The sequence below is a fragment of the Microbacterium profundi genome, assembly GCF_000763375.1.
In the GTDB taxonomy this organism is placed as follows: Bacteria; Actinomycetota; Actinomycetes; order Actinomycetales; family Microbacteriaceae; genus Microbacterium; species Microbacterium profundi.
This window is the reverse complement of the sequence record NZ_JPSY01000001.1, coordinates 963,008-988,974: the sequence shown is the minus strand read 5'-3', so window position 1 is coordinate 988,974 and position 25,967 is coordinate 963,008. Positions and strand designations below refer to the sequence as shown.

Below are 25,967 nucleotides of genomic sequence, written 5' to 3'. Positions count from 1 at the left end.
AGGATTCGCGTCGTCCTGGACGCGTTCGTCGTTCCGCGTCGGCCCGGAAGGCGGCCGGTGATGCCGTACACTCGCGGTCAGCGTGAAGGATGAGGAGCAGTAGTGGCAGTGAGTGTGCGAGATGTCGCGGTCGCGGCATCCGTCTCTGTCGGAACGGTGTCGAACGTCCTCAACCGGCCGGACAAGGTCGCAGCCGAGACGGTCGCGCGCGTGCTCGCCGCGATCGAGGAGCTCGGCTTCGTGCGCAACGACGCGGCACGTCAGCTGCGCGCCGGCCGCAGCCGCAGCATCGGGCTCGTCGTGCTCGACGCCGGCAACCCGTTCTTCGCCGATGTCGCCCGCGGCGCGGAGACGCGCGCGCAGGAAGACGGCCTCTCGGTGCTGCTCGGCAACAGCGACGACGATGCCTCGCGGGAAGCCGGTTATCTCGATCTGTTCCGAGAGCAGCGTGTCAACGGGGTGCTGATCACGCCGGCATCCCGAACCGCCGACAAGCTGGCCAGAATGCAGGATGCCGGCACACCGGTGGTCCTGGTCGACCACGAGATCCCCGGCAGCAGGTTCTGCTCGGTGTCGGTCGACGACGTCGAGGGCGGCTACCTCGCGGTGCGGCATCTGCTGGAAATCGGTCGTCGACGCATCGCGTTCATCGGTGGCCCGGCGTCGATCGCGCAGGTCGCGAATCGTCTGCAGGGTGCGCGACGCGCGGTGGATGAGAGAGCGGATGCCTCGCTCGAGGTGATCGAGATGCCGGCGCTCACCGTTCTGAACGGGCGCGCGGCAGGGGAGGCTCTCGTCGAACGTGCGGTCCGGCCTGACGCGATCTTCGCCGCGAACGATCTTCTCGCCGTGGGGCTGCTGCAGGCGTTCTCGATGTTCAACACTCTCAGGGTGCCCGAAGACATCGCCCTGATCGGGTACGACGACATCGACTTCGCCTCGGCCACGGTGGTGCCGCTCAGCTCGATCCGCCAGCCGGCGCAGCTGATCGGTCACACCGCCGTCGAACTACTGTTGCGGTCGATCAGCGATCCCGACGGAGACTACGAGCGCAACGTGCGGTTCCGGCCCGAGCTCGTGGTGCGGCAGTCGACGTCTGGGTGAATGGTCGGCGGTCGACGACGCAACGCATTCGGGCCTGCCGCGGATTGGCGTTAGTCGGATCTGCCGGAGGTCGTGAGCCGCATCCATGAGCCGGCGGGAAGCGAGCCCGACAGTGCCGGTCGGCCGGGCACTGCGACCCTGTACGCCCTCGACGCCCGGTCGAGATTCGACACGAGCACGATGTCCTCATCAGCCGCCCTTGCCCCGATCGCCCAGAGAAGTCCATCAGGACTCGAACCCGACAAGAGTGTTCGTCCGGCCAACGATGTGAGCACTGCGATCGCTTCGGCTGCAGGATGAGGTTCGCCGCCGAGATCACGCAGTCCGCGCGGCCCCCAGGTCTCGAACCACGAGATGCTGGCGACACCGGGAATGGCGAGTGCTGCTGCACTCGCCATGGTCCACGCCGCGAGTTCCGGTGAACTCTGCCGATCATCGTCCGCGCCGGTGAACTGCGCTCCGTATCCCTCACCGAGGTCGGTCCGGGTCGGAGCGGGCCCGGGAGAGGTGGCCACATTGTTGAACCGGGGGCGCAACGTCACGGGTCCGATGTGCACGGGTCGGTGATCGGCCATCCCGACTGCCTGGCTGGCGATGAGGCGCTGCATTGGCAGAGCTTCGACGAGCTGTTCGGTGTCGAGTGAGTGGAACAGGGGCGTCGTCGTGAATGCGATGCCGTCGACCTCGTTCGGGATGCGCGTCTTCTCGCGATTGAGCTCGGTGAAGTGCGATCGCGCACCTGCTCTGAGTTCGGTGCGGATGCCGGCTTCGTCGAGCGCTGTGCGGGTTCGGGCCACGATCGATCCATCACTCACGTGCAGCACGCTGTCGAACGGTGTGACCGCGATGATCGGTAGGCGCGCGAATGCGCTCGCCGCGTCCGCGAGGGGCTGCGGGTCTTCAGCAGCGACGAGGCGGACGTCCAGCGGCAACCCATCCGCGGCCGCTCTGTGCAGCGCCGCGGACCACGTGGGTGTGGTCAGGTCCAGTTCGACGACGCGGAAGCTTCCGTCCGCGCACGGCGGCACCGGATCCGGCGCGGTCGAGGCTTCGACGCCGGTGGCAGGGAACACGCCGCCTTCGACGAGGACGATCTCGTCCGGCACGGGGCCATCGGTGGACCGCGACAGAACTGCGTTCACGGTGATCGCCTGGCGCACGCGTTCACCGGCTGCCACAGAGTATGGGTAGGGGAGACTCAGCGGACGGCTGTATGTCTTGAACGAGGCGTCCGACCAGTTGCGCTGATCCTCCATCTCGAAGACATCGCCATCGAAACGCAGCGTGGTCACGCCATCCGCACCTGCTCTGGGGTGAAGCTCCAATGCGCGGATGTCGACTATCGGCTGGTGCGGGCTGATGCGTGTGGGAAAGGATGTCTGTTCCGAGGCTTCGTCAGAGTGCACGACGGTGACACCGCGGCCGGAATCTGACGCCGGATGCAGCACCACGAGACCAATGCGGCACGTCGAGAATTCGCGGAGGTTCTCGGCATCCCACCCGACCAGGAGATCGTCTCCGCTCGCGTGTACCGTGAGCGTCGACAGCACTTCGGCGCCGAGACCTTCGTGGCGCAGAGCGAGTCGGAGTGACGTCGCATCCGAGTCCATCGCGGTGACGATGGCTGGCACGGTGTTCCAGCTGCGATCTCGGACGACTGCACGCACCGCGCGCAGGATCACATCGCCACCGCGGCGGATGTCCGCCAGCTCATCACCGCGCAGCTCCAATGACCATCCGTCGGCCTGCCACGTGGCAGCCTCGCTTCGCCACCAGGATGTTGTCGTCACGCGTCGACCGTGCTCACAGCGTCGTCATACCCCCGTCGACCGCGAACAGCGCACCGGTGGCGAACTCGCCGTCGCTGCTCGCGAGGAACACCATGATCCCTTCGACATCGGCGGGACTGCCGGCGCGGCCGAGCGGGATGCGGCCGATGATCGCCGCGCGCGACTCAGGGTCGTCGGAGATCGTGGAGACGAGTCCGGTCTCGGTGTAAGCCGGCACGACGGTGTTCACCCGGATGCCGTCACTGGCGTACGCCGCGGCGACGGTGCGCGTCAGGCCATGGATGCCGGCCTTCGAAGCGGAGTAGGCGGTGAAGTCCTGGCCTTCGCCGTTCAGGCCGGTCGGGCTCCCAGTGAGGATGATCGACCCGCCGCCCGAGGCGAGCATCGCCCGCACGGAGTGCTTGACCGTGAGGAAGGTGCCGGTCAGGTTGATGTCGATCGTGCGACGCCAGACGTCGAGATCGAGATCAGCGGCCTTGGCATCCTGCCCGAACAGCTGTACACCGGCGTTCGCCACCACCACGTCTGGACTCCAGCCGGCGGCGACGAGGTCAGCGAAGGCAGCCTCGACGGATGCCTCGTCGGCAATGTCGACGACGGCCGCACGAGCAGCATCGCCGATGTCGGCGGCGACGGATGCCGCGGCATCCGCATCTCTGTCAGCGATGATCACTCGGGCGCCCTCGCGAGCGAACCGCTCCGCGACCGCGCGTCCGATGCCGGATCCGGCGCCCGTGACGAGCGCCGTCTTGCCAGTCAGCCGGGTCATCTCAGCGCTCGATCTCGTCGAGGTGCAGCATGCGGGCGAGGTTCTTGTCGAGCTCGTCGTCGCGGAAGATCTTCTTCCAGTCGTCCTTGATGATGCTCTCCCTGCCGTAGTCCATCGCGATCAGGCACGCGTCGCTGAACGGGTTGTCGCCGCGCAGGCCGTTGGCCAGTGCCACCTGAGTGTGACCGTACAGGATGCTGCGCGCAGCCGCCTCCGGGACGCCCATTGTGTTCACGGTCTCCTGCAGAGCCTCGTTCAGAAGAGAGCCGATCATGCACGCGACCGTCTCGACAAGCGTCGGCTCGAGCTGGGCGAGCTGCTTGATCGTGACCCAGTGCACGTCGATGACGGGCGCGTAGATCGCGCGGACAGTGGCCTCGACGATGGCCTTCTTGGCCTCGTCGTAGCTCTCGATCGCCGCGATGGCGTCCTGCGGGGCGGCGATGCCGCCGAACGTGTCCGCCCACTGCTCCGGCGTCTCGCGCTGCAGGAAGATCGACGGATGGCACGGATGCGCGACGGCCTGGATGACGTCGTCGCGAGTGGTGAGCAGCCCGGCGTAGGCGGCGGCCGGGTCGAGCGTCAGCACGATCGCGCCCGAACGCAGCTGCGGAACCAGTTCGGCCGTGACGGGGCCGAGGGCCAGGTCAGGCACGGCCAGCACGACGATGTCGGCGTCGGCCACGGCTGCGGACGCGTCCGTCAGTTCGCGCCCGGCGTCGATCGTGCGCTGCCGACCGGCGGGGGAGTTCTCCACGTACCAGACGGTGTGGTCCGTGTTCGCGAGGTTGTCGGACACGCGCATGCCCATCTTGCCGCCCGCGCCGATGACGGCGATCTTGTGGTTCTCGGTCACAGTGTGCTCCTCAGATGTTCCAGTGTGGCGCGGGTCCATTCCCGCTCGGTTCGTATGGTCGTCTCGGCGTCGTCCTGCCACGGCAGCCAGTGCTCGACGATCTCGTTGATGCCGCGCTCACGCGGGCGGACGGCTCCGAGAAGGTGGGCGTAGTCGTGCAGCCCAGATCCCATCGAGGCGCCGCTGTAGGTGAATCCGACCCAGCCCGGCTGGCGGGCGAAGGCGAAGTCCTTCACGTGCACGTTCTTGGTGAGTGCGGCTGTCTGCTCGACGCACGTCCTCGGATTCTCCAAACGGGCGACGACGTTCGCCGGATCGAGGCAGATTCCGAGGTGATCGCTGCCGACGCGCTCGACGAGACCGACGAGGTCAGCCGTGGCCAGCTGCTCGTACGTCTCGAGCGCGAGCGTGACGCCCGCGGTTTCGTACTCGCGCATCGTGCGGCGCAGCGAGGTCTCGGCCTCGGCCAGCGAAGGACGCGAGTCCGGGCCGTAGAGCATGCTGCGCACCAGGTGCGCGTCGAAGATCTCGGCCAGCTCGAGGAAGCGACTCAGGTGCTCGGGGACGATGCCCTTCGTGCCGAGCTCGATCGTGAGACCGAGGTCTCCGGCGGCCTTGGCGGCGTCGCGCAGTTCGGTGTCGGTCATCTGCTCCAGCGGTGCGTAATCGCAGATCTGGAAGAGGTCGACGCCCTGGGCGCGGGTGTCCTCGAAAGCGTCGATCAGGCTCAAAGGCTGCGGCACGCGGTCGGAGTGCTGCCAGAAGTAGGCGTAGGTGCCGAGTCCGATCATGATCACATTTTGGCAAACCGGTTGACCAATTGCAAGTCTTCTCCTCGCGCTCGGGTAGGTTGAAGCCATGCCCGCATACCCTGGCGAATCGGTCGACGACATCGCGTCCGCGCTGAGTGCGCTGCCCTCTGGGACGCCGGTCTCAGAGGTGGCACGACGTCTGCTCGATCTGTTCACCAGCGGAGCAGTGGCGCCGGGCACGAGGCTGCCCCCGGAACGGCAGCTGTCCGCGACACTCGGCGTCGGGCGTTCGGCAGTGCGAGAAGCGCTCGCCGCGCTCGAGATTCTCGGGATCGTCGACGTCAGGCCCGGATCCGGCACCTACCTTCGCGGACTGGCGAGCGAGCTTCTACCGCAGACGCTGCGCTGGGGGCTGCTCATCGGCGAACGCAACACCGCGCAGCTGCTGGAGCTGCGCGAGGGGCTGGAGATCTACGTCGCCCGGCTGGCCGCTGCGCGGGCGGATGCCGCAGTCATCGCTCGGCTTGACGACGACGTGAAACGGATGCGTCAAACGGTCGGCGACCTTCCCGCGTTCGCGAAGGCCGACCTCGATTTCCACCACGCGCTCGCCGAGGCTGCCGGCAACGAGACGTTGACCGATCATGTGCACGTCATCCGTTCGCTCCTGCAGGTCTACGCCGATCGAGCGGTGCACGATTCCGCCGAGGCGGAGCGGGCGGTCGCGGAGCACGAAGCGGTGCTGGCGGGAGTGCGCCGAGGTGACGGCGACGCTGCCGCGTCCGCGATGGCCGTGCACATGGCGACGGCGACAGCGCGGCTGCTGGCCGACTCGCGGGAGTGAGAACGGCCGGTTCGTGACACTCGTTCCGACCGGTTATGATGGAGGAGCGCATCCGTGCTTTCGAGTCGGATGTCTGGAGACGTCGCATAGTCCGGCCTAGTGCACCACCCTGCTAAGGTGGAGACCTCGCAAGGGGTCCAGGGGTTCAAATCCCCTCGTCTCCGCCACGAAAGCCCGATCAGAGCCCATTTCGCGGGCGCGATCGTACAGTCGTCCCACTGACGAATCGCTCTGTTCCGAGCGGATGCTCGGTGCCAGCGGCAAGAGCGGGTCCGCCGCCGCCGCCGCGTCCGGCATTGCGCGACGCCGATGCGCGACGACCCAGCGAACTTCCCGATCGTCGCGTCTGTTGCACGGATGACAACGCGAGCCGTAGCGTGGACAGTGGTTGCACTGAACAGTTGCTGCTCAAGGAGACACGTAGATGAATCATCGTTCCATCGGAGGCGTATCAGTCGGCGAGATCGGGCTCGGCGGCATGCCGATGTCGATCGAAGGGCGACCCGACGAAGCTCGCTCCATTGCGACGATCCACGCCGCGCTCGACGCGGGCGTGACGTTCATCGACACGGCAGACGCCTACCACCGTGACGCGGACGAGGTCGGTCACAACGAACTGCTCATCGCGAAGGCCCTCGAAAGCTACCGCGGCGACACGTCCGATGTGTTGGTGGGCACGAAGGGCGGGCACCTGCGTCCCGGCGACGGCAGCTGGACGTTGAACGGTCGCCCCGAGTATCTGAAGCAGGCCGCGCGCGCCTCGGCGACGCGCCTCGGAGTGGAGGCGATCGGCCTCTACCAGTTCCACCGTCCGGATCCAGAGGTCGATTATGCCGACTCCGTCGGCGCGCTGGGCGAACTGCTCGATGACGGCGTCATCCGCATGGCCGGCATATCCAACGCGAACGTCGACCAGATCCGACTCGCGCAGAGGATTCTGGATGGACGTCTCGTCTCGGTGCAGAACCAGTTCTCGCCGGCGTTCACGTCGAGCCGCGCTGAGCTCGACGTCTGCGCCGAACTGGGCATCGCTTTCCTGCCGTGGAGTCCGCTGGGCGGCATCGCGCGTGCGCGCGACCTCGGAGGCAAGAGCGCAACGTTCGCGAGGATCGGCACCGAGATCGGAGTGAGCCCGCAGCGGGTCTGCCTCGCATGGGAGCTCTCGCTGGCCCCGGTCGTCATCCCGATTCCCGGCGCGTCCCGCCCCGCCAGCATCCAGGACTCCGCGCACGCCTCAGATCTCACCCTCACCCCCGAACAGATCGAGGAGCTCTCCGCATGAGCGCAGCACACGATCCCGCCGCCTACCGTTCGCTCGGCCGCAGCGGCGCCGTCGTCTTCGAACAGGCCCTCGGGACGATGACCTTCGGCGCGGAAGCGGATGAAGACACCAGCCACGCCATCATCGACGCGTACGTGCAGGGCGGCGGCAACTTCATCGACACTGCCGATGTCTACAGCGCTGGCCGTAGCGAGGAGATCATCGGTGCATGGCTCGCCGCACACCCTGCGGAGGCAGACCAACTCGTCATCGCGACCAAGGGTCGATTCCCCATCGGCGCAGGACCCAACGACCACGGAACGTCGAGGCGGCATCTGCGCATCGCATTGGATGACTCGCTGCGACGCCTCGGCGTCGAGCACATCGACCTGTACCAGATGCACGCGTGGGATGCGATCACGCCTCTCGACGAGACAGTGCGCTTCCTCGACGACGCCATCACGCAGGGGAAGATCGGGTACTACGGGTTCTCCAACTTCACCGGTTGGCAGCTGACCAAAGCGATCTCACTCGCCGAGAAGCACGGCTGGAACCTGCCCGTGACCCTGCAGCCGCAGTACAGCCTTCTCGTGCGCGGGATCGAGCATGAGATCGTTCCCGCCGCGCTCGACGCCGGCATCGGCCTGCTGCCCTGGTCGCCACTCGGCGGAGGCTGGCTGAGCGGCAAATACGTGCGCGATACCGAGCCATCCGGCGCGACGCGCCTCGGAGAGAATCCGGACCGCGGCATGGAGGCGTGGAAGAAGCGCAACGCCGACCCGCGCACCTGGGACATTATCGACACTCTGACCGGCATCGCCGAGGCGCACGAGGCGTCGCCGTCGCAGGTCGCTCTCGCATGGCTGGCGGCGCAGCCCGCCGTGACATCCGTGATCCTCGGCGCACGGTCGGTCGAACAGCTGCGCGACAACATGGGCGCGGCGGAACTGCACCTCGACTCGACAGAGCTCGAGAGCCTCACGTCGGTGAGCGCACCGCGGACCGAGGACTATCCGTACGGTGCGCCGGCCGTCGCGCAGCGCCACCGCAAGATCGGGGGAGGTCGGTGAGCGGCATGACGATCGCGGTCACCGGGGGTTCGGGCAAGCTCGGCCGAACCGTCGTGCGGGTTCTCCGCGAGGCGGGCAACGTGGTGGTGAACCTCGATCGCACCGGCGAACGAGCCCCAGGGTTCATCCAGGTGGACCTGACCGACTACGGCCAGACCGTGGACGCCTTGATGGGCGTCGACGAGCATCCGCAGGGATTCGACGCGGTCGTGCACCTGGCAGCCATTCCGGCGCCAGGGCTGCATCCTGATGCCGCCACGTTCCACAACAACATGACCGTCACATACAACGTGTTCCGTGCGGCGATCCGTGCAGGAGTGCGGACGATCGTCACGGCATCGAGCGAGACCGTTCTCGGCCTCCCGTTCGATGTCCCACCGCCGTACATCCCGGTCGATGAGGACGTCACGCGTCCGGAATCCAACTACTCGCTCTCGAAGCACCTCGAAGAGCAGCTGGCGATCCAGCTCGTGCGTTGGCATCCTGATCTCTCCATCCAGGCGCTGCGGTTCTCCAATGTGATGGATCCGGCGGACTACGCCGCGTTCCCCTCGTACGACGCCGACCCGTTGCTGCGCAAGTGGAACCTGTGGGGCTACATCGACGCCCGCGACGGAGCGCAGGCGGTGCTGAAGGCGATTCAGCGCGGACGGCGCGAGCCCGGATTCGAGCGGTACATCATCGCCGCCGCGGACACGGTGATGTCCCGCCCCAACACGGAATTGGTCGGCACGGTGTTCCCCGGCGTCGAGGTCCGCGGACAGCTGGGCGTCAACGACACGCTGCTCTCCATCGAGAAGGCGCGGTCGCTGCTGGGCTTCGAGCCCGAGCACTCCTGGCGGGGCTGAAGGCGACGCGTCGGGACGTCTGAGCGCGGGGCCGGTACAGGGGGCGCGCCGACGACGTCGCCCCCCTTGACACTGCCGGACACCCCGCGTATCGAGGGGACATGACTGCGAACCCCGAGTCCCTCGACCGGATCGACCGCTGGTGGCGCGCGGCGAACTATCTGAGCGTCGGTCAGATCTATCTGCAGGAGAATGCGACGCTCGAGCGCCCGCTGGCTGTCGACGACATCAAACCTCGCCTGCTGGGCCATTTCGGAACCGTGCCGGGCCTCAACCTCGTCTACGCGCACCTGAACCGCGTCATCGTCGAGCGTGACGAACCCGTGCTGCTCATCGCGGGCCCCGGGCACGGCGGCCCGGCGATGAACGCGAACGCCTGGCTCGACGGCACCTACTCGGAGCTGTACGCCGACGTGACACAGGATGCCGCCGGGATGGGCAGGCTCTTCCATCAGTTCTCGTACCCGGGCGGCGTGCCGAGTCACACGGCGCCGGAGACCCCAGGCTCCATCCAAGAAGGCGGAGAGCTCGGCTACTCGCTTTCGCACGCTTTCGGCGCGGCTCTGGACGATCCAGACCTCACCGTCGTCTGCGTCGTCGGAGACGGCGAGGCGGAGACCGGGCCGCTGGCCACGGCGTGGCACGGCAACAGGTTCCTCGACCCGCGGCGCGACGGCATGGTGCTGCCGATCCTGCACCTGAACGGCTGGAAGATCACGAACCCGACGTTGTTGGCTCGGATTCCCGAGCAGGAGCTGGCCGCGCTCATGACCGGGTACGGCTACGAGCCGATCTTCGTCACGATCTCGGCATCCGAGTCACCGTCCACGGGGCATCAACGATTCGCAGAGGCGCTGGATCGCGCCTTCGACGGCATCGAACGCGTTCGCGCGGCCGCTCTCGAGGACGAACGTCGTCCATGGCCGATGATCGTCCTCCGCTCGCCGAAAGGCTGGACGGGGCCCGAAGAGGTCGATGGCGAACCGGTCGAAGGGACATGGCGCTCCCACCAGGTACCCCTTGACGACGTGCGCGACGACGAAGGACACCGGCGGATGCTGGAGGAGTGGCTGCGCTCGTATCGACCGGAAGAACTCTTCGACGACACCGGATCGCCTTTCGAGTCGACGGCAGGGTGGGGACCGAAGAGCGCGCGGCGAATGAGCGCGATCCCGCAGGCCAACGGCATCCGTCGGCCGCTCGATCTCCCGGGTCTCGACGCACACGCGGTGCACGTCGAATCTCCCGGCGGCTCCGACGCGGGCGCGACCCAGGTGCTCGGATACTGGCTGGCCGACGTCATCGCCCGAAACCCCGAGACGTTCCGCATCTTCAGCCCGGACGAGCTCGAGTCGAACCGTCTGGCTCCTGCCGTTTTCGAGGCGACCGAGAAGCAGTGGAACGCCGGCGTCGAACCGGTGGACGAGCATCTCGCTCCGCACGGACGCGTGATGGAGGTGCTGAGCGAGCATCTGTGCCAGGGCTGGCTCGAGGGGTACACGCTCACCGGTCGGCACGGGGTCTTCACCTCGTACGAGGCGTTCATCCACATCGTCGACTCGATGTTCAATCAGCACGCGAAGTGGCTGGAGGCATCTGCGGGCGTCGCATGGCGTGAGCCGCTGCCCGCGTTCACGTATCTGCTGTCGAGTCATGTGTGGCAGCAGGATCACAACGGCTTCACCCATCAGGATCCCGGGTTCATCGATCATGTCCTGAACAAGAGCGTCGACATCGTGCGCGTGTATCTGCCGTTCGACGCGAACACGCTTCTGGTCACGATGTCGCAGTGCCTCGACGCCGCCGACCGCATCAACGTCGTCGTCGCCGGCAAGAAACCGGCCCCGCAATGGCTGAGCATCGACGACGCCCGCGAGCACGTGCAGCGCGGGATCGGCGAGCTGGGATGGGCGGGGAACACGCGAGCGGCGGAGACTCCCGACATCGTGCTGGCCGCCGCGGGCGACGTGCCCACGCAGGAGGTCATCGCTGCCGCAGAGCTGCTGCGCGACAGCATCCCCGACCTGAGAGTGCGCGTCGTGAACGTCGTCGATCTGGCCACGCTGCAGTCGCCGGAGCAGCATCCGGCAGGTCTTGAGCATGCGGCCTTCGACGCGCTCTTCACCGTCGATCGTCCGATCGTGTTCGCCTACCACGGCTACCCGTCGCTCATCCACCGCCTCACGTACAAGCGCAACGGACACGAGAATCTGCACGTGCACGGCTACCAGGAGCGCGGCACCACCACGACCCCCTTCGACATGCTCATGCTCAACGACATCGACCGATATCGACTCGCGATCGACGCCATCGACCGCGTACCCGGCCTCGCGGAGAAGGCCGCTGATGTTCGCGCCCGCTTCGCGACGGCGCGTGAAGATGCCCGTCGCCACACCCGCGAACACGGTGTGGACATTCCGGTGGTCGCGGACTGGACATTCGCGAGTGAATCGCAGAGGGAAGAAAGAGAAGAGAGAGGATCCTGAGATGGCCATGAAGTTGAACGAAGCAGCGCTTTCGCACGCGCGCGGACTGCTGCGTCGCGACGAGTTCACCCACGACGAGCGCGACGACTGGAGCGAGCACGCTCCGACGACCGACCAGGAGAACGAGTTCATCGAGAAGAACGGCCTCGACGTGTTCGCGAAGTGGCATCTCGGCGAGGACACCGACATGGGAGAGGACACGAAAGGCCGCTACCACTTTCCGTACGGCGACTTCCGCAGACTCCACCGATGCGCGGTGATCTCGGGAGAGAGCCGCGCAGGTCAGTACAAGCACGAGTCCATCGAGAAGGCTCTCAAGGAACTCCTCGAAGGGATCGACCGCAAGACGGAGCGCGACCAGTGATGCACACGTGAGTCAAGCCCCTGGCACGGTGAGCGATCCACCGCGCACGCTGTGCTGACCGCGGCCATCAGGCAGCGACGGAAGAAGGGAACCCCGTGCCAGAACAGCAGCGGAATGTCTCGGACGTGATCGTCGATCGCCTCAGCCGATGGGGAGTGTCCCGCGCCTACGGCTACAGCGGGGACGGTATCAACGGAGTGCTCGAGGCGATTCGCGCCTCCGACGGGAAAGTCGCCTTCGTGCAGGCCCGACACGAGGAGAACGCGGCGTTCATGGCGGTCGGTGAAGCGAAGTACGCGGGGGGAGTGGGCGTCGCGATCTCGACCCAGGGGCCGGGTGCCGTACACCTTCTCAACGGACTCTACGACGCCAAGCTCGACCGGGTTCCGGTCGTCGCCCTCATCGGACAGCAGCACCGCAGCGTGCTCGGGTCCGGTTACATGCAGGAGATCGACCTGCGCACGCTGTTCTCCGATGTCGCTTCGCACTACATCGCGGAGATCACCAGCCCGGAACAGGTGCCGATGGTCATCGACCGCGCCTTCCGCGCCGCGCTCGCATCCCGGTCCCCGGCCGTCGTCATCGTTCCGCATGATGTGCAATCCGAGCCGGCTCCTGAGCAGCCGCACGAGCACGGAATCGTGCCCAGCGCGGTCACATTCGACCGTCCGATCGTGCGGGCAGCCGAAGAGCGCATCGCCGCCGCCGCTGAGTTGCTGATGGCCGCTCGACGGCCGGCACTCCTCGTCGGCAAGGGCGCCGCCGGCGCCGTGCAGGAGGTCGAGGCCCTGGCGACGCACCTCGGCGCAGGGGTGGTCACGAGTCTGCTCGGGAAGCCGTTCGTCGACGAGCGACTGCCTTTCGCTGCGGGCACCATGGGCCACCTCGGAACGACCGCGAGCGCCCAGGTGCTCGCCGAATGCGATGCACTGCTCATCGTCGGATCCAACGACCCGTGGACCGAGTTCTATCCGGCGCCAGGCCAGGCGAGAACCGTGCAGATCGACATCGATCCGCAGATGATCGGCAACCGCAGCCCGGTGGAGGTCGGACTGGTCGGCGACGCGGCTGCCACCCTCGTCGCGCTGCAGGACGCCATCGCCGCGGACCCGGATCGCGCCTGGACCGATCGCGTGCGCGACACCGTCGAGAGATGGCGCAGGATCAGTGCGGAACGGGCGGAAGTCGCGGCGGACGCGATCAACCCCGAGGCCGCCATGCGCGCGTTGAACAGCCACCTACCCGAGAACGCGCAGGTCGCGCTGGATGTCGGCAGCGTCGTGTACTGGTACGCGCGCCAGCTCGTTCTGCCTCGGGGCGTCCCGGCACATGTGTCGGGAACGCTGGCGAGCGTGGGATGCGGCATCCCATACGGCCTTGCCGCCAAGCTCACCGCGCCGGACCGCCCCGTCGCCGTGCTCTCCGGCGACGGGGGGATGCAGATGACCGGACTGGCGGAGATCGTCACGGTCGCGGCGCGCTGGCGTGAGTGGGCGGACCCGCGTTTCGTGATCGCCGTGTTCGACAACCGGGATCTCGCCGAGGTGAGCTGGGAGCAGCGCGAGATGGAAGGTGCCCCGCGCTTCGAGGCGAGCCAGAGTCTTCCTGCGGTGCCGTATGACGAGTACGCCCGCCTGCTCGGCCTCGCCGGAGAGCGCCTGTCCTCTGCGGACGACATCGATGCTGCCTGGCGTCGCGCGTGGGAGGCGGACCGCCCCTGCGTGCTCTCCATCCGGACCGACCCGGCCATCCCGCTGCTGCCGCCGCTGGCCGCAGCGGCGAAGAAGATCGACCAGATGCGGTCGGCTCTCGAGGCAGAGGACGAGGAAGGAGAGCCGCAGGCCGCGCGAGCGCGACGCCTGCTCGAGGCCTACATCGACATCGAGGAACGCCACGGCGGAACCGAGGTGCTGTCGTCCTGATCAGGCCGCTTTCTTACTCGTGTTTCCCATCCGTCACGGGTTCAGCACGACTTTGATGCAGCCGTCCTCCTTGCGCTGGAACGTACCGTAGAGATCCGGCGCGTCCTCGAGTGAGGCGTGATGCGTGGCGAGATCCATCACGCCGAGCGGATCCGAGGGGTCTTCGACGAGCGGGAGGATATCGTCCACCCAGCGCTTGACATTGCACTGGCCCATACGAAGGCTCAGCTGCTTGTCGAACATCGTCTTCATCGGCAGGATGTCAGCGTCGCCGGCGTAGACGCCGCTGAGTGACACCGTGCCGCCACGACGTACGAGATCGATGGACGCGTACAGCGCCGCGAGCCGATCCAGACCCGCCTTGTCGAGCATGGGCCTGGCGACGGCATCCGGCAGCAGCCCCACGGCCTGCTGCACGAGCCCGATGCCTGTGGACCCGTGCGCTTCGAGCCCCACGGCGTCGACGACCGAGTCGGCTCCTCGGCCGTCGGTGAGGTCACGGAGTTCCTCGATCACCGTGTCGGTCAGGTCGTACGTCAGCACGCCGTGCCGCTCGGCCATCTCACGACGTTCCGGTACGGGATCGATCGCGATCACCCGGTGGCCGCGATGGATGCCGATGCGGGAGACGAACTGGCCCACCGGTCCGAGGCCCATGACTGCGAGCGTGCCTCCTTCGGGTACGTGGGCGTACTCGACCCCTTGCCACGCCGTGGGCAGGATGTCGCTGAGGTAGAGATACCGATCGTCGGGAAGGTCCACGCCGACGCGGATGTGGTTGTAGTCGGCGAACGGCACCCGAAGGTACTCCGCCTGTCCGCCGGGTATCTGGCCGTACAGCTTCGTGTAGCCGAACAGCGCGGCGCCGCTTCCGTACTCGCGGACCTGTGTCGTCTCGCACTGCGACTGCAGACCGTGACGGCACATGAAGCAGTGCCCGCAGGCGATGTTGAACGGGATCACGACGCGGTCTCCGACGGCGAGATCCGCCACTTCCGATCCGACCTCCACGACCGTGCCCATCGGCTCATGACCAAGGATGTCTCCGCGGTCGATGAACGGGCCGAGTAGTTCGTACAGGTGCAGGTCGGAGCCGCAGATGGCTGACGACGTCACTTTGATGATGGCATCCGTCGGTTTCTCGATCACCGGGTCTGCCACCTGTTCGACCGTCACGTTGCGCTTGCCCTGCCAGGTGAGTGCCTTCATGTCTTCCTCCGTCTCGTCACGCGACGATCTCAGACGGCCGGGCTCACGCCAAACGGGTTGACAAGCGGCCGAAGTTGTCGGAGGCTGCACCGTCGCGCTGTCAAGGGCCTCGATGACCGACGTCGACCGTCCTAGCGTGGCAGCGGATCACGGACGAGCATGATGTCATACCGGGAGGTAGGGATTTGTCGCATCTGGATGTTGTCACCAGAGACAAACAGGGCCAATGGGTCAACGAGGTCGAGGGGGCGAACGAGCTCTCCCTCAGCTTCAGCAGCAGGGACGAGGCCGTCACCGCCGGTCTTGACTTCGCCAGGCAACACGGGTCTCGCCACACCGTCGAGGAGGCGCCGCCGAGCGGTGTGATCACAGATGGCGGCGGGCCGGATAACGGCGTGGCCGTCGTCGGTGAGCGGCCTGCGAGGTCGGACGGACTGCCCGAGACGACCGATGAAGACGGAATGCCGCTGGACAATCCGTCCGGGTGAACCCCGCCGAGGCTATTGGTTCGGTTCGATCAGTTCGTCTCCGAGGACGATCCCGCCCGTCGAGCTCACGGAGTTCATGAGGTCTTCGATCCAACGCCCGTTGAGCGCCGGCGGTTCCGGGGCGTCGAACACGAAGCGCAACGGTATCGACGGGTGCAGCCAGATCGTCGACCGCCCGCCCGGGTCACCGTCAGGGTGGTCCCAGGACAGTGTGAAGCTCTCGTGCCGGCGGAGCCGGGTGGCGATGACGACCTTCAGGTGTGCGAGAGCCCGATCCTCGATATGGATCGGACTTCCGGAGCTGTCGTAGAAGAGAGTGCCCATGACTGAACGGTAGACCTCTCGGCCTGCCGGTGTCAGACGCACCCTCGATCCGTCTCCGTTGACCGCGCGGTCCGGTGATGTCAACCCCGATGGCGAATCGGCTCGCCGGGACGAGACTGCACAGACGACTGACGAGCGACGAGGAGAGGAACATGTCCGAATCTCAGCGAGGCAACACGACCCACGGTTCGCAGCTGGACGAGCAGGCGATCAAGAGTGACTCCCGTCTGGCGGAGATGCTCGGTCGCCCCGGTTCCTGGACCAGCGCATATGTCGATGGTCCGAGTGCGCTGCCGCAGGTGGAGGAGGAGGCGCTTCGTCGCTCTGTGCGCGAACGGCTGGAAGAAGCCGGCGCGCCCGCCGAAGACGCCGAAGCGATCGAGACGGCGCTGGCCCAGCGCAACGGCCTGCCGAGTCCGTCCGCCCGTGTCGTCCTGGCTTCTGCCGGTCGCGTCGAACTCGATCAGGGCTTCGTCGGAGCACGCACCGGTCCCGAGCGCCTCGATCACGCACCAGTTCCGACGCTGCTTCCCCTTCTGCGTCACCTCGGTGCGGCCATGCGCTACCTCGTCGTGGAGACGAGCCATGATGGCGCGGACATCAGGCTGGAGACATCGGGACGCGGACACAGCGATGCGGATGTTGAGATCGAGGGCTACACGGACGATCTCACGAAGGTGCAGGCGGGGGGATGGTCGCACGCCCGTTATCAGCGGTATGCCGAGAACACCTGGAAGCAGAATCAGGACGAGGTCGCCGCCGCCGTCAGCGATCTCATCAGACAGGAGCATCCGGCATTCGTCGCGCTCTCCGGCGATGTGCGCGCACGGCAGCTGCTCGCGGAAGCGCTGACGGACACCGAACGCGAACTGATCGTGGAAGTCGATGCGCACACCCGCGCGGATGGTGCCGATTCCACGGAACTCGATGCGGCTATCGCCCGGTCGATCGCCGAGCGAGCGCGCTCCGCCGTCAGCGACGTGCGCGATCGCGCCGCGGCCGACAGCGGCAGCGGCGGCGCGGAAGGCATCGCCGAGGTCACCGCGGCGCTTCAGCAGGCGCGTGTGGAGACCCTGCTGCTCGATGGCCGGATGCAGGACAACGAGCGCACGCTGCTCGCACTCGACGCGCCACCGTGGGTCGCCGGCGACGAGTCGGAGAGCCTCGGAACCGCAGTCGTCGCGAGGGTGCCGGCGGCCGAGGCACTGGCACGTGCGGCAATCCTCACCCACGCGCGGGTGCTGATCGAGGACGACGAGCCGACCGCTGACGGTGCGCCGCGCGAGAGCCGACCCGTTCGCGAGCCGCTGGCCGTACTCCGATGGGCAGATGACGCGGAGGCACGCGATGAGCGTTGAGCGCGAACCGCATCGTGCGATCGTCACCGGCTCGGACTCGGGCATCGGCCGTGCGACAGCAGTCGCCCTCGCCGCCGCCGGTCATGACGTCGCCGTCACCTGGCACACCGACCGGGAAGGCGCAGAGCAGACCGCAGCCGAGGTGCGAACCCATGGCGCGAGAGCGGTCGTCGCTCAGCTCGATGTGACGGACATCCCGGCCTGCGGCGACGTCATCGACGCGATCATCGACGAACTCGGCGGCCTCGATGTCTTCGTCAACAATTCCGGCATCGGCACGCATACACCCTTCCTCGACCTCTCGCTCGACGAATGGAACCGCGTCTTCGACACCGACCTGACGGGCGCCTTCGTGTGCCTGCAGCGCGCCGCACGCGCTATGGTCGCCGCAGGCCGAGGGGGCAGACTGATCGCGGTGACGAGCGTGCATGCGCATCAGCCCATGGTCGGATACAGCGCCTACGACGCCGCCAAGCACGGTCTCAGCGGGCTCATGAAGAACCTGGCGCTCGAGCTCGGCAGCCACGGCATCAGTGCGGTGAGCGTCGCACCCGGAGAGATCAAGGTGTCCAAGTCCGACCCGACGGACACCGACCCGAAGCAGATCGACCGACCAGGCATCCCCCTCGGGCGACCGGGAGACGCCCGCGAGGTCGCAGCCCTCATCGCGTTCCTCGCGTCGCCGGAGGCCGCGTACATCTCCGGCACCACTCTGGTCATCGACGGAGGCATGCTGCAGATGGGGCCTCAGGCCGGGGCCGCGATCAACGCACACGACTGGCGAACGGTCTGAGCCGACGCCACCGCGACCGATGCGCCCCGCGATGTCAAGCCCCGAGCCATCATCGACGGGTGCGTCCAGACTGAGGTTTCACGACGAGAACAGGAGCTGCCATGTCAGACCCACGCGCGATTCCCGATGAGGAGCGACCGTTCATTCCCGAAGGGCAGATCCCGCCGAAGGAGAGCACTGACTTCGATGCGGACACGGTCGAATCCGCCGGCTCCGACGACGCCGACACCCCGCAGGCCGACGCCGGTGCAGAGAGCGGTTCCGCGCCCGCCGACTCCCGCGAATGATGATCGGGGAACAGACGGGGCGGCGTGCGGATGCCGACGTCATCCGGTCAGAGGGGTGAGCGGTTCGAGTCGCTGAGGAACGCCTTCCGCTCTGCGCGCCTGCTGTTCGCGGCCAAGGCCGCGCTCGCTGTGGGAATCGCCTGGGCGCTCGCGCCGCACATGCCGGGCGTGACCGACGAATACCCGTACTACGCGCCGCTGGGTGCGCTGCTGAGCATGTATCCGACCCTGATGGAGTCGGCCAGGTCGGGCCTGCAGACCCTGTTCGGTCTTGTCGTCGGCATCGCCCTCGCGCTCATCGTCGTCGCCACGGTCGGACCGAACTGGTGGACCATACCGGTTGTCGCCGGGATCGGCGTGCTGCTGTCCGGAACGGGCTGGTTCGGCGTCGGCAAGGAATACGTGCCGATCGCGGCGCTGTTCGTGCTGATCATCGGCGGCCAGAACTCCGAAGACTACTCACTGGGCTATGTCAGTCAGATGGCGGTCGGCGTCGCGGTCGGTCTCGCCGTCAATCTGCTCATCGTGCCTCGTGTACTCACCGGCGTGGCGGCCGCTCGCGTCGACTCCTTCGGAGGACAGTTGGCCAGGCACCTGCACGAGGTCGGCGAAGCGGTGTCCGAGTCCTGGCCACCTGAACGCGATGAGTGGGTGCGGGATGCCGCGGCCCTCGCCGACACATCACGCGAGGTGCGCCAGGCGCTCGACGAGGCCGACGCGAGCCGCAAGGGGAATCCCCGGGCCATGCGCGGACGGTACGACACCTCTGATGTGCACGATCGACTCGAGGCACTCGAGCTGATCGCCGTGCGCATCCGCGACATCTCCGAGGCGCTGGCCGACACCATCTGGGAACGCCCGGGTGGGCTGGGGCTGAACCCCGCACTGGCGCAGCCGCTGAGCGAGGCGTGTCACCGGGTGGCGGACTGCATCCCACAGGACGGAGACGACGGCGCGGACGCGCATCGAACGCGTGAGAGCGCAGCGAGGGCGGTTCGCCTCCTGCTCGAAGAGGTGAACCGTCTCGCTGTCAGCTCAGGGCAGGCCATCGGCCCGGGAGTGCTCATCTGCATGCATCTGCGGCGGATACTGCTGCTGTTGCGCGCGCGCGAATGAACCGCGATCGATCCGCCCCATCGCGCATCACGCAGCCCACGTCAAGCCCCCTGACACAACACGCACTGCCGAGGCTGAATGGACGGACGAAACGATCAGTGAGGAGAATCTCATGGCGAAGATCATCGAGACCATCGACGTGGACGTTCCCGTCAGCGTGGCGTACAACCAGTGGACCCAGTTCGAGAGCTTTCCGGAGTTCCTGGACGAGGTCGTGTCGCTGGTGCAGGTGACCGACACTCTCACCCGATGGAAGGTGAAGGTCGCAGGAGCCGAACGCGAGTTCGATGCGGAGATCACCGAGCAGCATCCGGACGAGCGTGTCGCCTGGACGAGTACCGGCGGCGAGACAGCGCATGCAGGAGCCGTGACCTTCCACAAGCTCACCGACTCTTCATCGCGCGTGACTGTACAGCTGGATTGGGACCCGGACGGGCTGCTCGAGAGTCTCGGCGCCGCGGTGGGGGCGGGATCGCACGCAGTGAAGAAGGACCTCAAGAACTTCAAGGAGTTCATCGAGAGTCGAGGCGCCGAGACCGGCGCGTGGCGAGGCGACGTCGACGCCTGACGACCGGTTCGAGACGGGGTCCGCCATGCGCTACGGTCAGCGTATGGGTTCGATTCAGTACGGCGGGTCAGAGGACCCGATCCACATCGAGGACCGCGCATTGGCGCACCTCAAGATTGTCATTGCGACGAAGCTGCGCCGCCAGGAGTCGTTCACTCTCTCATGGAAGCACCCCGAAGGTGACGCCGTCGGGCGCTCCACCATCTGGGTGCACCCCTCGATCCCGTTGCGGTTCACCTTCGATGATCCGGAAGCCACACCGCTGAACGCGAGGTGGATCGAAGAACTCATGCACACCGCCAACTCGACAGGCGGTATCAGCCTGGTCGATGAGGTGCTCGAGACACAGGACTGAGTTGGAGCGGGGCGCGGGCACTGTGTCAAGGGGCATGGTGCTGCGGCGGCGAAGCAAGAGGGTGTGCGGATGACTACGCGCTCATGGACCTTCGTCTTCAGGCGGATCTTCCGCGCGTTCCTGGCCGACGGCTGCGCCGACATCGCGGCAAGCCTGGCGTTCTACGCGATCCTCGCGCTGCTGCCGGCCACGATGGTGGGATTCTCGATCCTCAGCGTCCTCGGGCGCGATGACGAGACGGCGCAGATCCTCATGGATGTCGTGCGTGCAGTCGCCCCGGAGGAAGCGGCGGCCGGGCTCGGTGACTTCCTCGGAGAACTCTCCGAGCTGCGCATGTCCGGCCTTCTGCTCGTGTTCGGCCTGCTGCTGTCGATCTGGTCGGTCGCACGCTACGTCGGCGTGCTCGGACGGGGGATGAACCGCATCTACGGCGTCGAGGAGGGGCGGCGCATCTGGACGCTCAAGCCGATCCAGCTCGTGATCGCCCTGGTCACCATCGTCTGCGCCGTGATCGCTGTCCTGTTCATCGTGGGCTCAGGGCCGGTGGCGCACGCCGTGGGGAACGCGCTCGGACTCGGAGAGACCGTATTGTTCGTGTGGCGGATCGCGAGATGGCCACTGCTTGTCGTGCTCGTCGTGTTCGTCATCGCGTTCCTGTATTACTTCAGCCCGAACATCCGGCCGCCGCGGTTCCGCTTGATCAGCCTGGGCGCGGCGGTGGCGCTCGCCGTGCTCGCTGTCGCGTCTGCCGGTTTCGGCCTCTACATAGCCAACTTCGCGAACTACGAGCGTGTCTACGGTTCGTTCGCGGGAGTCATCGTCTTCGCGCTGTGGATGTGGATCGCGAACATGGCCCTTCTGGTCGGGGTGCAGTTCGACACGGAGTTGGAGCGTGTTCGTGAGCTTCGCCGGGGCGTGCCCGCTGAGACCCAGGTGCAACTGCCGCTGAGGGATGCCAGCCGGATCGCCGCAGTGGTGCGCAACGATCGGGCCGATACGGCGAAGGCTCGCCGGATACGAGCAGAGCGGGCGGCTGACGATCAGCGTCCATGAGCGCTGCCGCGTTGTCAAGGGCTGTGAGAGCGCTCCGGTCGGCCTCTAGGTTTGGCTGATGACCAAACAGACAGAGGCGCCCTCGCGACTGCGTCGGGCCATCACGGGACCCATGCTCTTCGCCTTCATTCTGGGCGATGTGCTCGGCGCCGGGATATATGCCCTCATGGGAGTGCTGTCCGAGCAGGCGGGCGGGATGCTGTGGGCACCACTATTGCTCGCGCTGCTGCTCGCTCTGCTCACGGCCGGCTCTTACGCCGAGCTCGTCACGAAGTACCCGCGCGCCGGGGGCGCGGCGGTCTTCGCCGAACGCGCGTTCCGCAGCCGTATCGTCTCGTTCCTCGTCGGCTTCAGCATGCTCGCAGCCGGAGTCGTGAGCGCAGCCGGACTCGCGATCGCGTTCGCGGGGGACTACCTTCAGACGTTCCTTCCTGTTCCCCCGATCCCGGCTGCGATGGTCTTCCTCGTCATCGTCGCGGCGGTCAATGCTCGTGGCATCCGCGAATCGATGGGTGCGAATCTCGTGATGACGGCGATCGAGCTGAGCGGACTGGTGATCGTGATCGCCGTCGTCGGCTTCTTCGTGGCCGGCGGTGGAGGAGACGCGTCCCGCGTGATGCAGGTGCCGGAGAACACCGGCGTCGGAGCGGCGGTGCTGGGAGGCGCGATCATCGCGTACTACTCGTTCGTCGGCTTCGAGACATCGGCGAACGTGATCGAAGAGGTGAGGGAACCGTCGAAGACCTACCCGAAGGCGCTGTTCGCCGCCCTCCTGACCGCGGGTGCTGTCTACGTTCTCGTGGGGTTGGCCAGTGCGGTCGCGCTCCCCGCCGATGAGCTGCAGCAGTCCAGCGGGCCCCTTCTCGCCGTCGTGGAGGCCACCGGTGTGGGAGTGCCGTCCTGGCTGTTCAGCCTGATCGCGCTGATCGCCGTCGCCAACGGTGCACTGCTGACGATGATCATGGCGAGCCGGCTCGCCTATGGGATGGCGGAGCAGAGCCTCCTACCCGATGGCCTCGGACGGGTGCTTCCCCGCAGGAAGACCCCCTGGGCCGCGATCGTGGCCACGACCGTCGTGGCGATGCTGCTGACCTTGATCGGCGATCTTGCCACGCTCGCCGAGACGGTGGTGCTTCTGCTGCTGTTCGTCTTCCTCAGTGCCAACGTCTCGGTACTCGTGCTGCGAAGGGATCGCGTCGAGCACGACCACTTCCGGGTCTGGACGTTCGTGCCGGTGCTCGGGATCGCCTCCTGCATCCTGCTCATGACCCAGCAGCGCGGCATCGTGTGGCTCTTCGGCGGCGGACTCCTTCTCGTCGGCCTTGGACTCTTCGCACTCGCACAGTGGGCGCGGCGGCGCAGCGGGGTGCGTCATGGCGAATGATCCGGAGGTCGTCCTTTCACGGATCTCGCCGGCCGACGCGGGCGAGGTGCTCACCGTTCAACGAGCCGCCTTCGTCTCGGAGGCACTGATCTACGGCACGGCCGACATGCCGCCGCTCACACAGACGCTGGCGGAGCTTGAGGCTGAGCTGGTGGACGCGAACGGCTGGGTGGCCCGCGTCGGGTCGAGACTGGTCGGCGCGATCCGCGTCAGGGAGACCGCTGACCTGCTGCTCATCGGGCGGATCGCCATCGCCCCGGATATGCAGGGCTCCGGAATCGGCAGGGCACTGCTCGAGGCTGCCGAACGTGATGCCGATGCCCCGGAAGCCGAGCTGTTCACGGGCAGTCTGAGCGAGGCCAACGTGCGTCTGTACGAGAGTTGCGGATACCGGGTCACGGAGCGCGTGGACCAGGATGACGGGACTGCCCAGATCTTCATGCGCAAACGCCTCGGCGACGAGGTGGGCTGAACCGTATACTCCCGCAGCGGGTGCTGGTCAACCCGCTCGGACACGACCGAGGAGGGCGTTAGCGTGAGCGCATCTCACGAAAGGATGCAATCATGTCGAACCCGAACATGGCGTCGGTTCCCGTGCCTGATGACGACGGTGGCGAAGACGCGACGATGGAGGTCGACGGCGACGCCGTGCTCGATCCGGACATCGATGACGGTCTTGTGGACAGCGCGAGCGCCGACCGGATGGCGAGCGGAGATGACTCCGAGACATCGCTTTCCGAGCCCGCGGTCGCAGACGAGCCGGACGTGCTCGCCGCTGACGTGCCTGCCGGCGGCGCTGGTGCGGACTCTGGGTCGGTCGATGCGGTCCAGATCGATCCTGAGGACGAGGCCACGATCCCTGACCGGTCGCCCATGAACGACGAGCCCGGCGTGGGGACGCGACGTCAGGGTCAGTGATCGCGCGCATCGCGATACCATCGCCGGTTTTCGGCGTCAACCCCTGCGACTGCGGCCAGGAGCCGTGACAAGCTGAGTTCCATCGAGGCCGGCCACCGCCGGTCTCGCCACAGAGGTCAGGAGTACCCGCATGAATATCGCACTCATCATCATCATCGTCGTCGCGATCGTCTTGGCCATCGTCGGAGGACTGTCCTCGGCGCTCAACTGGCTGCTCTGGGTGGCCCTCATCGTGGGCGTGATCGCCCTGATCGCCTTCCTGTTCCGCGTCATCGGCGGACGCAACCGTGTCTGACAGTAGTCAGAACGCCTCGAGCGTGCAGGTGAAGGCACTCGTCATCACCTGCACGCTCAAAGCGTCACCCGCGGCATCGAGTTCAGAGCTGCTGGGCTCTCAGATGGCGACCTTCCTCACCGAGAACGGGGTGGCGTGCCAGAGTGTGCGCGCCGTCGACCACCTCATCCTCCCCGGCGTCGAGAAGGACATGGGTGAAGGCGATGAGTGGCCCGCACTGCGGCAGCAGGTGCTCGACTCGGACATTCTGGTGTTCGTGACGCCCACCTGGCTCGGGCAGCACTCCAGTGTCGCCCAGCGCGTGCTCGAGCGCCTCGACGCCGAACTGAGCGAGACGGACGCTGACGGCCGCCCCATCCTGTTCGACAAGGTGGCCGTGACCGCCGTGGTCGGCAATGAGGACGGCGCCCATCACATCACCGCAGTGCTCTTCCAGGCGCTCAACGATGTGGGCTTCACGGTACCCGCGCAGGGATCCGTGTACTGGAACGGCGAGGCGATGCACACCACCGACTACAAGGACCTGGAGCAGACGCCGGAGAAGGTGAGTGCGTCGATCAAGACGTCGCTGACCAATGCGCTGCACCTCGCGAAGCGGTTGCAGGACTCGAAATATCCGGTATCCGCTTGACCTAGCCCCGGCGGTGCGGCTCAACCACCGACTTGATCGTGTCGGGGCCGGTCGTCGATCCGAGTGCGTCCTCGACGCGGTCGAGTGAGAACGTGCCGGTGACCATCCCGTCCAGATCGACCTGTCCGGAGGCGACGAGAGCGATCGCCGCCGGCCACGTGTTCGCGTACCGGAAGACTCCTGTCAGTACGAGCTCCTTGTTCTGGATGTGAGTGATCGGCAATGCCAGCTCCGGCAGACCCATGCCGACGAGAACAGCTCGCCCGCCGGGTCGGAGCGCGTCGATGCCGCTGCGCACGGCGGCTGCCGCACCGGAGGCGTCGACGAAGGAATCCGCCCCGGCCGCACGGATCGCATCCGCGTCGGTGATCGGATCGAGAGCCGTGGTCGCCCCGAATCGCAGGGCGGCGCTCCGCCGCGATCCGCTGATGTCCGACACGAGCACTTCCGCGGCACCTGACGCCCTCGCCACCTGCGCGACAGCGAGCCCGACCGGCCCCGCTCCGGTGATCAGCACTCGGTCGCCGACCGAGAACGCAGCCTTGCGTCCGGTCGCCACGGCCACCGACAACGGCTCGAGCAGTGCGGCCGCCCAATCGCTCACCGAGTCCGGAATCGCGAAGGCGAAATGGCTCTGGATCGTGACGTACTCCTGGAACGCGCCGTCCGTTCCGGGCACGGCGTAGAAGCGCATGTGCGGGTCGAGGTTGTAGTCGCCGCGCATCGTCTCTGCAGATGTTGTCGACGGATGCTGTGGCTCGATCGAGACTCGCTCGCCGACGCGTTCCTGCGAGACATCCGCACCTACAGCGACGATCACGCCGCCGGACTCGTGGCCGAGCACGAGCGGCTCGTCGACGACCCAGTCTCCGAGACGCCCTTCGTGGAAGAAGTGCACGTCCGAGCCGCAGACGCCCACCGCTGTGACCCTGACGAGAACCTCGTCCGCTGCCGGCGTCGGCACACGACGCTCCTGCAGTTCGACGTGGCCTGGCCGGGTCAGGACGCTTGCGAGCATGTGCTCCGGAATATGCGTCGTTGCGGTCATGATGCGATCTCCTCGTCTTCGCTGCGGTCTCGTGCCGCCGGGCTTCTTGACACTCGATATTACCGCGACGTATG

Annotated in this window: 28 protein-coding genes and 1 tRNA gene; 22 read left to right on the top strand and 7 right to left on the bottom strand. The window is 66.8% G+C overall.

Annotated elements, in window-relative coordinates; genetic code table 11:
• Positions 1-102: 102 nt before the first annotated feature.
• Complete coding sequence (locus JF52_RS0104615) at positions 103-1,104, top strand: LacI family DNA-binding transcriptional regulator (protein ID WP_152594822.1); 1,002 nt, start codon at positions 103-105, stop codon at positions 1,102-1,104.
• A gap of 50 nt (positions 1,105-1,154) precedes the next feature.
• Here the strand turns inward: JF52_RS0104615 and JF52_RS0104610 are convergent, their stop codons facing one another.
• From JF52_RS0104610 to JF52_RS0104595, 4 genes are read right to left on the bottom strand one after another with little or no spacing between them, the layout of a single operon-like run.
• Positions 1,155-2,894 carry a hypothetical protein gene (locus JF52_RS0104610; RefSeq protein WP_033105221.1) on the bottom strand — a complete coding sequence of 580 codons (1,740 nt, stop codon included), beginning with the start codon at positions 2,892-2,894 and terminating at the stop codon, positions 1,155-1,157.
• Positions 2,895-2,907: 13 nt separating this feature from the next.
• A complete protein-coding gene (locus JF52_RS0104605; RefSeq protein WP_033105220.1) occupies positions 2,908-3,663 on the bottom strand; it encodes an SDR family NAD(P)-dependent oxidoreductase in 756 nt (251 codons plus the stop codon).
• A gap of 1 nt (position 3,664) precedes the next feature.
• Positions 3,665-4,558, bottom strand: a complete 894-nt coding sequence (locus JF52_RS0104600) for a phosphogluconate dehydrogenase C-terminal domain-containing protein (RefSeq protein WP_052166751.1) — start codon at positions 4,556-4,558, stop codon at positions 3,665-3,667.
• Positions 4,516-5,310, bottom strand: coding sequence for a sugar phosphate isomerase/epimerase family protein (locus JF52_RS0104595; protein WP_033106309.1), 795 nt, complete (start codon positions 5,308-5,310; stop codon positions 4,516-4,518). The genes JF52_RS0104600 and JF52_RS0104595 overlap by 43 nt, the downstream gene beginning before the upstream one ends.
• A 67-nt stretch (positions 5,311-5,377) precedes the next feature.
• Here JF52_RS0104595 and JF52_RS0104590 point away from each other — a divergent pair, with 67 nt between their 5' ends.
• From JF52_RS0104590 to JF52_RS0104555, 8 genes are all read left to right on the top strand, one after another.
• Positions 5,378-6,115 (top strand): FadR/GntR family transcriptional regulator, encoded by a 738-nt coding sequence (locus JF52_RS0104590; RefSeq protein ID WP_033105218.1) that lies wholly within the window; start codon positions 5,378-5,380, stop codon positions 6,113-6,115.
• A gap of 75 nt (positions 6,116-6,190) precedes the next feature.
• Positions 6,191-6,282: transfer RNA gene (locus tag JF52_RS0104585), tRNA-Ser, on the top strand.
• A gap of 257 nt (positions 6,283-6,539) precedes the next feature.
• On the top strand, positions 6,540-7,397 hold the full coding sequence (locus JF52_RS0104580; protein WP_033105217.1) for an aldo/keto reductase: 858 nt from the start codon (positions 6,540-6,542) through the stop codon (positions 7,395-7,397).
• Positions 7,394-8,446: an aldo/keto reductase gene (locus JF52_RS0104575; protein WP_033105216.1), complete on the top strand. Its 1,053-nt coding sequence runs from the start codon at positions 7,394-7,396 to the stop codon at positions 8,444-8,446. Before JF52_RS0104580 ends, JF52_RS0104575 begins: the two co-directional genes overlap by 4 nt.
• Before the next feature lie 5 nt (positions 8,447-8,451).
• Positions 8,452-9,294 carry an NAD-dependent epimerase/dehydratase family protein gene (locus tag JF52_RS0104570; RefSeq protein ID WP_033106308.1) on the top strand — a complete coding sequence of 281 codons (843 nt, stop codon included), beginning with the start codon at positions 8,452-8,454 and terminating at the stop codon, positions 9,292-9,294.
• A gap of 101 nt (positions 9,295-9,395) precedes the next feature.
• Positions 9,396-11,780: a phosphoketolase family protein gene (locus tag JF52_RS0104565; protein WP_033105215.1), complete on the top strand. Its 2,385-nt coding sequence runs from the start codon at positions 9,396-9,398 to the stop codon at positions 11,778-11,780.
• Between the two features lies 1 nt (position 11,781).
• Positions 11,782-12,144: a hypothetical protein gene (locus JF52_RS0104560; protein ID WP_033105214.1), complete on the top strand. Its 363-nt coding sequence runs from the start codon at positions 11,782-11,784 to the stop codon at positions 12,142-12,144.
• A 95-nt stretch (positions 12,145-12,239) separates the two neighbouring features.
• Positions 12,240-14,066 (top strand): thiamine pyrophosphate-requiring protein, encoded by a 1,827-nt coding sequence (locus tag JF52_RS0104555; protein WP_033105213.1) that lies wholly within the window; start codon positions 12,240-12,242, stop codon positions 14,064-14,066.
• 33 nt (positions 14,067-14,099) lie between these two features.
• Here JF52_RS0104555 and JF52_RS0104550 read toward each other — a convergent pair whose 3' ends face one another.
• A complete protein-coding gene (locus JF52_RS0104550; RefSeq protein ID WP_033105212.1) occupies positions 14,100-15,275 on the bottom strand; it encodes a zinc-dependent alcohol dehydrogenase in 1,176 nt (391 codons plus the stop codon).
• A 185-nt stretch (positions 15,276-15,460) separates the two neighbouring features.
• On the opposite strand from JF52_RS0104550, the gene JF52_RS0104545 reads away from it, so the two are divergent.
• Positions 15,461-15,763 (top strand): DUF2188 domain-containing protein, encoded by a 303-nt coding sequence (locus JF52_RS0104545; RefSeq protein WP_084595568.1) that lies wholly within the window; start codon positions 15,461-15,463, stop codon positions 15,761-15,763.
• A gap of 12 nt (positions 15,764-15,775) precedes the next feature.
• On the opposite strand, the gene JF52_RS0104540 is transcribed toward JF52_RS0104545, so the two are convergent.
• The gene (locus tag JF52_RS0104540) at positions 15,776-16,087 is read right to left on the bottom strand and encodes a DUF7882 family protein (RefSeq protein ID WP_033105211.1); all 312 of its coding nucleotides are present in this window, start codon (positions 16,085-16,087) and stop codon (positions 15,776-15,778) included.
• A gap of 152 nt (positions 16,088-16,239) precedes the next feature.
• Between JF52_RS0104540 and JF52_RS0104535 the strand changes: the two genes are divergently transcribed.
• From JF52_RS0104535 to JF52_RS0104485, 12 genes are all read left to right on the top strand, one after another.
• Positions 16,240-17,445, top strand: a complete 1,206-nt coding sequence (locus JF52_RS0104535; protein ID WP_033105210.1) for a baeRF2 domain-containing protein — start codon at positions 16,240-16,242, stop codon at positions 17,443-17,445.
• Entirely contained in the window at positions 17,435-18,238 is an 804-nt protein-coding gene (locus tag JF52_RS0104530; RefSeq protein ID WP_052166750.1) for an SDR family oxidoreductase, read from the top strand. Before JF52_RS0104535 ends, JF52_RS0104530 begins: the two co-directional genes overlap by 11 nt.
• Positions 18,239-18,339: 101 nt before the next feature.
• Positions 18,340-18,525 carry a hypothetical protein gene (locus tag JF52_RS0104525; protein WP_033105209.1) on the top strand — a complete coding sequence of 62 codons (186 nt, stop codon included), beginning with the start codon at positions 18,340-18,342 and terminating at the stop codon, positions 18,523-18,525.
• A 30-nt stretch (positions 18,526-18,555) separates the two neighbouring features.
• The gene (locus JF52_RS0104520) at positions 18,556-19,641 is read left to right on the top strand and encodes an FUSC family protein (RefSeq protein ID WP_033105208.1); all 1,086 of its coding nucleotides are present in this window, start codon (positions 18,556-18,558) and stop codon (positions 19,639-19,641) included.
• Between the two features lie 112 nt (positions 19,642-19,753).
• The gene (locus JF52_RS0104515) at positions 19,754-20,209 is read left to right on the top strand and encodes an SRPBCC family protein (protein WP_033105207.1); all 456 of its coding nucleotides are present in this window, start codon (positions 19,754-19,756) and stop codon (positions 20,207-20,209) included.
• A 43-nt stretch (positions 20,210-20,252) separates the two neighbouring features.
• A complete protein-coding gene (locus tag JF52_RS0104510) occupies positions 20,253-20,564 on the top strand; it encodes a DUF7882 family protein (protein WP_033105206.1) in 312 nt (103 codons plus the stop codon).
• A 69-nt stretch (positions 20,565-20,633) separates the two neighbouring features.
• Complete coding sequence (locus JF52_RS0104505; protein ID WP_052166749.1) at positions 20,634-21,617, top strand: YihY/virulence factor BrkB family protein; 984 nt, start codon at positions 20,634-20,636, stop codon at positions 21,615-21,617.
• A gap of 58 nt (positions 21,618-21,675) precedes the next feature.
• The gene (locus JF52_RS0104500; protein WP_052166748.1) at positions 21,676-23,001 is read left to right on the top strand and encodes an APC family permease; all 1,326 of its coding nucleotides are present in this window, start codon (positions 21,676-21,678) and stop codon (positions 22,999-23,001) included.
• Complete coding sequence (locus JF52_RS0104495) at positions 22,991-23,473, top strand: GNAT family N-acetyltransferase (protein ID WP_052166747.1); 483 nt, start codon at positions 22,991-22,993, stop codon at positions 23,471-23,473. The genes JF52_RS0104500 and JF52_RS0104495 overlap by 11 nt, the downstream gene beginning before the upstream one ends.
• A gap of 92 nt (positions 23,474-23,565) precedes the next feature.
• Entirely contained in the window at positions 23,566-23,919 is a 354-nt protein-coding gene (locus JF52_RS0104490) for a hypothetical protein (protein WP_033105204.1), read from the top strand.
• Positions 23,920-24,049: 130 nt separating this feature from the next.
• Positions 24,050-24,214: a hypothetical protein gene (locus JF52_RS17575; protein ID WP_170285677.1), complete on the top strand. Its 165-nt coding sequence runs from the start codon at positions 24,050-24,052 to the stop codon at positions 24,212-24,214.
• Complete coding sequence (locus tag JF52_RS0104485) at positions 24,207-24,845, top strand: flavodoxin family protein (protein ID WP_234001465.1); 639 nt, start codon at positions 24,207-24,209, stop codon at positions 24,843-24,845. The genes JF52_RS17575 and JF52_RS0104485 overlap by 8 nt, the downstream gene beginning before the upstream one ends.
• Position 24,846: 1 nt before the next feature.
• Here the strand turns inward: JF52_RS0104485 and JF52_RS0104480 are convergent, their stop codons facing one another.
• A complete protein-coding gene (locus JF52_RS0104480; protein ID WP_200880943.1) occupies positions 24,847-25,893 on the bottom strand; it encodes an NAD(P)-dependent alcohol dehydrogenase in 1,047 nt (348 codons plus the stop codon).
• Positions 25,894-25,967 lie beyond the last annotated feature (74 nt).

Bases quoted from the DNA above. Each gene is read 5' to 3' on its own strand.
- JF52_RS0104605 (WP_033105220.1), bottom strand. From the start codon at position 3,663: ATGACCCGGCTGACTGGCAAGACGGCGCTCGTCACGGGCGCCGGATCC.
- JF52_RS0104600 (WP_052166751.1), bottom strand. From the start codon at position 4,558: ATGGACCCGCGCCACACTGGAACATCTGAGGAGCACACTGTGACCGAG.
- JF52_RS0104595 (WP_033106309.1), bottom strand. From the start codon at position 5,310: ATGATCGGACTCGGCACCTACGCCTACTTCTGGCAGCACTCCGACCGC.
- JF52_RS0104590 (WP_033105218.1), top strand. From the start codon at position 5,378: ATGCCCGCATACCCTGGCGAATCGGTCGACGACATCGCGTCCGCGCTG.
- JF52_RS0104580 (WP_033105217.1), top strand. From the start codon at position 6,540: ATGAATCATCGTTCCATCGGAGGCGTATCAGTCGGCGAGATCGGGCTC.
- JF52_RS0104575 (WP_033105216.1), top strand. From the start codon at position 7,394: ATGAGCGCAGCACACGATCCCGCCGCCTACCGTTCGCTCGGCCGCAGC.
- JF52_RS0104570 (WP_033106308.1), top strand. From the start codon at position 8,452: ATGACGATCGCGGTCACCGGGGGTTCGGGCAAGCTCGGCCGAACCGTC.
- JF52_RS0104565 (WP_033105215.1), top strand. From the start codon at position 9,396: ATGACTGCGAACCCCGAGTCCCTCGACCGGATCGACCGCTGGTGGCGC.
- JF52_RS0104560 (WP_033105214.1), top strand. From the start codon at position 11,782: ATGGCCATGAAGTTGAACGAAGCAGCGCTTTCGCACGCGCGCGGACTG.
- JF52_RS0104550 (WP_033105212.1), bottom strand. From the start codon at position 15,275: ATGAAGGCACTCACCTGGCAGGGCAAGCGCAACGTGACGGTCGAACAG.
- JF52_RS0104540 (WP_033105211.1), bottom strand. From the start codon at position 16,087: ATGGGCACTCTCTTCTACGACAGCTCCGGAAGTCCGATCCATATCGAG.
- JF52_RS0104535 (WP_033105210.1), top strand. From the start codon at position 16,240: ATGTCCGAATCTCAGCGAGGCAACACGACCCACGGTTCGCAGCTGGAC.
- JF52_RS0104530 (WP_052166750.1), top strand. From the start codon at position 17,435: ATGAGCGTTGAGCGCGAACCGCATCGTGCGATCGTCACCGGCTCGGAC.
- JF52_RS0104525 (WP_033105209.1), top strand. From the start codon at position 18,340: ATGTCAGACCCACGCGCGATTCCCGATGAGGAGCGACCGTTCATTCCC.
- JF52_RS0104520 (WP_033105208.1), top strand. From the start codon at position 18,556: ATGCCGACGTCATCCGGTCAGAGGGGTGAGCGGTTCGAGTCGCTGAGG.
- JF52_RS0104515 (WP_033105207.1), top strand. From the start codon at position 19,754: ATGGCGAAGATCATCGAGACCATCGACGTGGACGTTCCCGTCAGCGTG.
- JF52_RS0104510 (WP_033105206.1), top strand. From the start codon at position 20,253: ATGGGTTCGATTCAGTACGGCGGGTCAGAGGACCCGATCCACATCGAG.
- JF52_RS0104505 (WP_052166749.1), top strand. From the start codon at position 20,634: ATGACTACGCGCTCATGGACCTTCGTCTTCAGGCGGATCTTCCGCGCG.
- JF52_RS0104500 (WP_052166748.1), top strand. From the start codon at position 21,676: ATGACCAAACAGACAGAGGCGCCCTCGCGACTGCGTCGGGCCATCACG.
- JF52_RS0104495 (WP_052166747.1), top strand. From the start codon at position 22,991: ATGGCGAATGATCCGGAGGTCGTCCTTTCACGGATCTCGCCGGCCGAC.
- JF52_RS0104490 (WP_033105204.1), top strand. From the start codon at position 23,566: ATGTCGAACCCGAACATGGCGTCGGTTCCCGTGCCTGATGACGACGGT.
- JF52_RS17575 (WP_170285677.1), top strand. From the start codon at position 24,050: ATGAATATCGCACTCATCATCATCATCGTCGTCGCGATCGTCTTGGCC.
- JF52_RS0104480 (WP_200880943.1), bottom strand. From the start codon at position 25,893: ATGACCGCAACGACGCATATTCCGGAGCACATGCTCGCAAGCGTCCTG.